This window comes from Actinocorallia lasiicapitis, from assembly GCF_054778695.1.
In genome coordinates, this window is record NZ_BAAGZI010000324.1 from 1 (window position 1) to 6,781 (window position 6,781).

Consider the following 6,781-nt stretch of genomic DNA (forward strand, 5'->3'; position numbering starts at 1 on the left):
CGGGGCGGCAGGACGGCGCGTCCGACGGGCCTGGGCGGGGAGCCGTCGGCGGCGACGCCCGAGCCGATCAGGTCGAGCAGGAGCTGGTCGGCGCTGGGCCTGGCCTGCGGGTTCTTCTGCAGGCAGGCGAAGGCGAGCTCGCGGAGCCCGCCGGTCAGCGCGCCGAGGTCGGGTTCGGCGTTGAGGATCCGGTTGATCACCACGGAGATCGAGTCGTTGCCGAACGGCGGCTGGCCGCAGGAGGCGTAGACGAGGGTCGACGCCCAGGCGAAGACGTCGACGGCCGTGTTGACGGGCGCGTGCGCGAACTGCTCCGGCGCCATGTAGGCGGGGGTGCCGACGGGTCCGCCGCTGGAGATGCTGGTGGTGGTCAGGTCGAGGGCGCGGGCGACGCCGAAGTCGATGACGCGCGGGCCGTCCGGGCCGAGCAGCACGTTCGACGGCTTGAAGTCGCGGTGCACGACCCCCGCCTTGTGGATCGCGACGAGGGCCGTCGCGGTGCCGATGGCGAGCCGGTTGAGCTGGGATCCGGCGCGCGGCCCCCACTGCTCGACGGTCCGCTTGAGCGAGTGGCCCTCGATGTACTCGGAGGCGATGTAGGGGATGTCGCCTTCGACGTCGGCGGCGAGGATCCGCGCGGTGCAGAACGGGTCGACCTTCTGCGCGGCGGCCAGCTCGTAGGCGAAGGCGCCCCTGGCCCGCGGGTTGCCGGTGAAGCGGGTGTGCAGCAGTTTGACGGCGACGCGTTCCCCGGTCTCGGACAGGGCCATGAACACGACGCCCTGGCCGCCTTCACCGAGTCGCCCCGTCAGCCGGAACGGCCCGATCTGACTGGGATCACCCGGTCTCAGCGCTTCGGCCTCGGGCATGAGGGTCCCCCGTGTGGTCTGTCGCATGATCGGAGAGTGTGGCGGAAACCTTAGACCCAGTCACCACTCAGGTACCAATTTATGAATTTATTTCGGAATAGGCACGCTGTGCCCCGTTCGATCCCGATAGAACCGGCTCGCCCACAGCCACAGCGACACGTCGTCCGGGGTGACGCCCTGCTTCATCTCCGCCGCCACCGTGACCCGGACGAGATAGGACGAACCCGGCGGCATGTACCAGTCCTCGCCCTCCTTGCGCAGTTGCGGGGAATCCCCCACCGGACCGATCAGCTTCGCCTTGTTGCGCGGGCTGCACGCGCCCTCCACCCCGGTCGTCAGATTGCACTGGACGCCCTTGGGCACCGCGCCCGAACGCACGAACAGATCGACCGGAGTCTCGAAAAGCGCCTCGTCAGAGCCGGTGTTGGCGATGACGTAGTCGGCGTAGGGGACGGTGCCCGTCACGCCCGCCCGCACCCCGGCGAAGCTGAACTCGAAGCCGTCCGTGGAGGTCGCCTCCAGCGGCACACCGGTGTCCATCGCGGCCACCCGGGCGAGCTTGGTGGGTTTTGCCGTCTTACCGGGCGGGGGCTGCGGCGCGGGGCTCTCGGCGTCCGGCCAGAAGATCAGGGCCGCGATGACCGCGATGAGCAGCGGGACGGCGCCGAACGCGATCGTCATCATCCGCCGGCTGTTGCGCCTGCGCCGTTCCGCGCGCGCCATCATCCGCTCGTGGCTGCGCCGCGACGGCGGCTGACGCTCACCGCGCGGCCCCTCGAACCGGAAGCCACCCGACCTCATCGGGCGGAAACCGCCTGATCGTCCGCTATCTCCGTGGCCCATCGCTTACCTCCGTGCTCAGTCACGGAAGAGTAGTAAGTGACTCCCGATGCCGAAACCCCTCAATGAGGTCGGCGAGCCGGGCGAGCAGCGCGACCACGCCCTCAGGGCCGTCTACGACGACGTCGGCCTCCTCGGCCAGCGCCGACGACTCCGCCGAACCCGAGCAGACCTTGAGCGACGGGAGGCCCAGGGAGTCGGCGGCCGCGAACGCGGCGAGATCGCCCAGATCGTCACCGGCGACGAGCAGCGCGCCCGCCTTCACCTCGGCGGCGTACGCGGTGAGCGCGGACCCCTTGTCGATGCCGGGCGGGCGCAGCTCCAGCACGAACTTGCCCGGCTCCACGTGCAGGCCGGTGCGTTCGGCGAGGGCGTCGACGATCGACCGGAGCCTGTCCAGGACGACCTGCGGCTCGGCGGCCTGCCGAGTGTGGACGGCCAGCGCGTGACCCTTGTCCTCGACGAGGACCCCCGCGGGCTGGCGGGCCAGGATCAGCGGCAGTTTCCGCCGCGCCTCCGCGACGCCCGGATGCTCCTCGGGGGTGGTGTACGAGCCGTCCGACCAGCGTTCGAGCCCGTACTGGCCGAGAACGGTCAGGTTCGGGATCTCCGCGAAGCCGCCGTAGTCGACGGCCGTCAGAGCCGGACGGCCCGTGATGATCACCAGTGAGCGCACGAGGGGGGCGAGCCGCCGCAGCACCGGGGCGGCCAGTGGATGGGCGCGGGCCGCTGCCGGGTCCGCGACGATCGGCGCGAGAGTGCCGTCGAAATCGAGGGCGATGACGGCTTCGCCGGAGTGGTCGACGATGGGGGTCAGCACTTCGGGAGTAGTCACGCTCCCCACTGATACCAGATGGGGGTGGACGTCAGGGGGTGAAGCCGTAGCGCCGGGCCGCGCGCTGGCGGGCCCGCTGTGCCCGCAGCTTCTGCAGGCGCTTGATCAGCATCGGGTCGTGCGCGAGGGCCTCCGGCCGGTCGATCACGATGTTGAGCAACTGGTAGTAGCGGGTGGCGGACATGTCGAAGGTCTCGCGGATCGCCTGCTCCTTGGCGCCGGCGTGCTTCCACCACTGTCTCTCGAAGGCGAGGATCTTGCGGTCGCGGTCGCTCAGCAGATCGCCGGGGAAGGCTCTCAGGTCGTCTTGGTCGCCGTCGGCGACCTGAGACGGATCCGGGGCGTTGGCCGCAGTCATCAGGTCCCTTTCGGTGGTTTCTGATCCCGGTCGTCCGGGTTCGGCGCGCTAACTCTAGCGGGCCGGTGTGACAGCCGCCCGGCGTTCTGGTCGTCCCTCTACACGGTTATCAGAACGCCGGTTACGCCCCTTTTCACACTCCTCTGCGGGAACCTTCGCCCCTTTCGCCCCCGCTTTAACACCTAGCTCATCAGCCCCTGAATCAGCGGGCTGACCTGCGCCTATCCCCTAGTGGACGGATTTGGCCAGTTCTTCCCTGGCCTGCGGGCTCGGCTCATCGCGCAGCGGCTCCTCACGGAGCAGGAATGCGCACACGAAAGCGACGGCCATGAACGGAACCCCGTAGCGGAACACGTCCGTGAGCGAGGTGGAGAACGCCGTCAGCACCCCGTCGCGGACCGGGCCCGGCAGGGTGTCGATCACCTCGCGGGAGATCGACGACGTCGACGGCAGGCTCGCCCCCGCCGGGACGAGCTCCTTCAGCTCGGCCGCCAGCCGGTTGTTGAAGATCGCCCCGAAGACCGCGACACCGAACGAGGCGCCGACCTGGCGGGCGAAGGTCACGGTGGAGGTGCCCGCGCCCAGGTCCTTCATCTCGACGGTGTTCTGGACGGCCAGGACGACCGTCTGCATGACCATGCCGAGACCCGCGCCGAGCACCACCATGTAGAGGCTGGACAGGCCGCGCGAGGTGTCCGCGTCCATCAGCGACAGCAGCAGCATCCCGACGCCGGCCAGGAACGTGCCGACGATCGGGAAGATCTTGTAGTGGCCCGTCCTGGAGATGATCCGCCCGGACAGGATCGAGGTGAACAGCACCCCGACCATCAGCGGCAGCGTCAGCAGACCCGAGTTGGTGGCCGAGGCACCCGAAACGATCTGCAGGAACAGCGGGATGAACGACATGCAGCCGAACATCGCGAAGCCCGTGAAGAAGCTGACGACGCTCGAGGTGGAGAAGGTGCGGGAGCGGAACAGCCCGAGCGGGATGATCGGTTCGGCGGCCTTCGTCTCGACATAGGCGAACACCCCGAACAGGGCGAAACCGGCGAACGCGAGCCCGATGATGGTCGGCGAGCTCCAGGCGTACTCCGTCCCGCCCCAGCTCGTGAACAGGGTCACGCAGGTGACGGCCGCGGCGATGGTGATCGCGCCCAGGTAGTCGATCTTCGGCTTGCCGCCGGGCTTGTGCAGGTGCAGCCCGAACACCGCGACGAGCAGCGCGGCCGCGCCGATCGGCAGATTGATGTAGAAGATCCAGCGCCACGTCAGATGGTCGGTGAAGAACCCGCCGACCAGCGGCCCCGCGATCGAGGCCAGCCCGAACATCGCGCCGAACAGGCCCTGGTAGCGGCCCCGGTCGCGGAGCGGGACGACCTCCGCGACGATCGACATCGCGCTGAGCATCAGCCCGCCGCCGCCCAGCCCCTGGATCGCCCGGAAGACGATCAGCTGGGTCATCGACTGGGACAGCCCGCACAGCACCGAACCGACCAGGAACACCACGATGACGAAGACGAACACCGGCTTGCGGCCGAACTGGTCGCCGAGCTTGCCGTAGAGCGGCATCGCGACCGTCGAGGCCAGCAGGTAGGCGGTGACGACCCAGGAGATGTGCTCCAGGCCGTCGAGATCGCGGACGATCGTCGGCAGGGCCGTCGCGACGATCATCTGGTCGAGGGCGGCGAGCAGCATTCCGAGCATCAGCCCGGAGATGATGACCATGGTCTGGCGCTTGCTCGGCTGGGGGGATTCCACGAGGCTCCTTCTTCTGGTGCTGCACCCTTGACGCGTGTACCGTGCATACAAGAGTCGTATGCACGGTACATCTGTACTGTGCAGGCATCAACCTGTAGCGGAAGGGCCGCGCCATGACCGACCCCGTGCTGGAGCAGATCGGGCTCGCCCTGTTTCATCTGCGCCGGGTCTGGGCGCGACCCGACCTGATGCGCAAGGTCCGCGAGCAGACCGCCGGATCACGGCCGCTCCAGCTCTCCAACCTGATGGTCGTCTCGGCCGTCACCCGGCTGGGCGAAGGCGGCGGCGAGGTCACCGTCGGGGCCGTCGCGGAACGGCTCGAGATCGACCCGTCGACGGCGTCACGGCTGGTCGGCCACGCCATCGACGCCGGATACGTGTCGCGACGGCCGTCCGCCGCCGACGCGCGCCGCGCCAACCTCCAGCTCACCGACGCCGGCAAACGCGTCATGGAATCAGCCGACCGGCACCGGCACGCCTACCTCGAAGCACTGATGACCGACTGGCCCGCCGCAGAACGCACCGAGTTCGCGCGGCTGCTCACCCGGTTCACCGAAGCCATGGCCAACGATCCGATGGACCCGTCCAGAATCAGCGAGATCTTTGAGGACGCCGAGAACGCCCAGTGATCAGCCCTATGCCCTGAGCGCCCTTGTTCACAGATCGTCGATACCTTCGTGGCAGAATGTCCAGCGGTCTGGCCGTCTGCCGAGGAGGACGAATGCGCGTACCGGCGATCATCGCGCTGACCGTCCCGCTGGTGCTCGCGCCGCAGGCCGCCCACGCCGACCAGATCCGTGACATGCAGTGGACCCTGAAAGCACTCGGCGTCACCAAGGCGTGGGACTACAGCAAAGGCAACGGAGTGATCGTCGCGGTGCTCGACACCGGCGTCGACCCGCGCCAGCCCGACCTCGAAGGCCGTGTCATCACCGGCCCCGACTACACCGGCAACAGCACGCCCCGCGGCAGCGGCTTCTGGGCCAAACACGGCACCGCGATGGCCGGGATCATCGCCGGGCGCGGCCACGGCCCCGGACGTGACGCCGGCGTGCTGGGCGTCGCCCCCGGCGCGAAAATCCTGTCGATCAAGGTGACGTGGGAGAACAACGACCCCGCCAAGGAGAAGTTCCGCGACCTCAGCAAGGACGCCCTCACCAAGGGCATCCGGTACGCGGTCGACCACGGCGCGAAGGTCGTCAACATGTCGTTGGGCGGCGGTAAGACCTACTACGACGGGAGCGCGTCCGAGCAGGAGGCGATCGACTACGCGCTCAGCAAGAACGTCGTGGTGATCGCCTCGATGGGCAACGACGGCGACGGGCAGAACCGGCGGAACTTCCCCGCCGCCTACCGCGGAGTGATCGCGGTGGGGGCCGCCGACCAGACGTTCAAGCCGTGGCCGGGGTCGAACCGCCACGACTACGTGTCGGTGGCGGGGCCCGGGGTCGACGTGGTGACGACGGCGCCGGGCGTCGAGTACTTCAACGAGAGCGGGACCAGCCCGGCTTCGGCGTTCGTGTCGGGGATCGCGGCACTGATCAAGTCGCGGTATCCGGATCTGACGGCCGCACAGGTGCGCCAGGCCCTGGAGAAGGGCGTGGTGCGCAAGGCGTCCGCCACGGAGAAGACGCAGGTCGGCGCCGGGGTGGTCGATGCGCTCGCGGCTTTGAAGGCGGCCAACAAGCTGGCCAAGGCGGGGCCCGCACTCCCGCCGCCCGCCCCCACCCCTTCCGTCTCCACGACGCCCACGGGGCATCCCGAGCCGGCCGAGGAAGGCTCCAACACCCTGATCCTGGCGATCCTCGTCGGCGGGTCCGTCCTGATCTCAGCCGGGCTGTTCCTGGCTTATCGCAAGCGAGCACGCCGCCCCGGGGAGGTCGGGCCGGAGCCTGACCTCGAGCCGGAGCCGGTTCCGGTGCCTCAGCAGCCGAGCCTGGAGACGGCGCAGGACCTGGGCGCGGCCCGGACCAGAGGTGCGGGCCTGGAGGCCGGTGCGGCTCGGTCCAGAGGTGCGGAGGCAGAGCCGAGCACAGCTCGTACCAGGGGCGCGGAGCCGGGGCCCGGTGCGGCTCGTACCAGGGGCGCGGTCGCGGAGCCGGGCGCGGCTCGCGCTGGGAG

The 6,781-nt window shown here is 69.3% G+C and carries 7 protein-coding genes; 2 read left to right on the forward strand and 5 right to left on the reverse strand.

What is annotated here, in order from left to right; genetic code table 11:
- From ACYVE7_RS26270 to ACYVE7_RS26290, 5 genes are all read right to left on the reverse strand, one after another.
- Nucleotides 1–896: serine/threonine-protein kinase (locus ACYVE7_RS26270; protein ID WP_460368178.1), on the reverse strand; the 896-nt coding region annotated here is incomplete at its 3' end.
- 60 nt (nucleotides 897–956) lie between these two features.
- Nucleotides 957–1,670, reverse strand: coding sequence for a hypothetical protein (locus tag ACYVE7_RS26275; RefSeq protein WP_460368179.1), 714 nt, complete (start codon nucleotides 1,668–1,670; stop codon nucleotides 957–959).
- A gap of 61 nt (nucleotides 1,671–1,731) precedes the next feature.
- On the reverse strand, nucleotides 1,732–2,544 hold the full coding sequence (gene otsB / locus ACYVE7_RS26280) for a trehalose-phosphatase (RefSeq protein WP_460368181.1): 813 nt from the start codon (nucleotides 2,542–2,544) through the stop codon (nucleotides 1,732–1,734).
- 31 nt (nucleotides 2,545–2,575) lie between these two features.
- Entirely contained in the window at nucleotides 2,576–2,902 is a 327-nt protein-coding gene (locus ACYVE7_RS26285) for a DUF3263 domain-containing protein (protein ID WP_460368183.1), read from the reverse strand.
- Nucleotides 2,903–3,130: 228 nt separating this feature from the next.
- On the reverse strand, nucleotides 3,131–4,660 hold the full coding sequence (locus tag ACYVE7_RS26290) for an MDR family MFS transporter (protein WP_460368185.1): 1,530 nt from the start codon (nucleotides 4,658–4,660) through the stop codon (nucleotides 3,131–3,133).
- A 113-nt stretch (nucleotides 4,661–4,773) separates the two neighbouring features.
- Between ACYVE7_RS26290 and ACYVE7_RS26295 the strand changes: the two genes are divergently transcribed.
- Nucleotides 4,774–5,289, forward strand: coding sequence for a MarR family winged helix-turn-helix transcriptional regulator (locus tag ACYVE7_RS26295; RefSeq protein ID WP_460368186.1), 516 nt, complete (start codon nucleotides 4,774–4,776; stop codon nucleotides 5,287–5,289).
- Between the two features lie 92 nt (nucleotides 5,290–5,381).
- Nucleotides 5,382–6,781 (forward strand): type VII secretion-associated serine protease mycosin (mycP, locus tag ACYVE7_RS26300; protein ID WP_460368187.1); only part of this gene is annotated, 1,400 nt, incomplete at its 3' end.

What these genes read in the sequence shown, in the direction of transcription:
- ACYVE7_RS26275 (WP_460368179.1), bottom strand. Translation starts at nt 1,670, where the DNA reads ATGAGGTCGGGTGGCTTCCGGTTCGAGGGGCCGCGCGGTGAGCGTCAG.
- ACYVE7_RS26285 (WP_460368183.1), bottom strand. Translation starts at nt 2,902, where the DNA reads ATGACTGCGGCCAACGCCCCGGATCCGTCTCAGGTCGCCGACGGCGAC.
- ACYVE7_RS26295 (WP_460368186.1), top strand. Translation starts at nt 4,774, where the DNA reads ATGACCGACCCCGTGCTGGAGCAGATCGGGCTCGCCCTGTTTCATCTG.